1 protein-coding gene is annotated in these 314 nt (G+C 68.2%); it reads right to left on the bottom strand.

Features of this window, described 5'->3' with window-relative positions:
• The coding region (locus ACWGS9_RS35640; RefSeq protein WP_454509538.1) for an alcohol dehydrogenase catalytic domain-containing protein at window positions 1-314 on the bottom strand (314 nt) is incomplete at both ends.

Here is a 314-nt window from a genome sequence, read left to right as displayed (position 1 = left end):
CCGACGGCGCCGGCCGCGCCATGCGCAAGCACGCTCTGCCCAGCCTGAAGACGGCCATGCTGGAACAGGCCCTGCCACGCGGTCAGGCCCGAGATTGGCAGGCTCGCGCCCACGGTGAAGTCGACATCGCCCGGCAATGGCGCGAGATTGCGTGCTTCCATGGCGACATACTCGGCGAGGGTGCCGTCGCGATGCCAGTCCGACAGGCCGAATACCCGCTGACCGACTGAAAGCCCGGTTGTCCCATAGCCAAGGGCAGTGATCACACCGGCCAGCTCGTGGCCGAGGATCGACGGCGTCCGGTCACGGAAGGC

It is taken from the genome of Mesorhizobium sp. Arg314, assembly GCF_053714275.1.
This window is presented reverse-complemented; position numbering and strand designations above follow the sequence as displayed.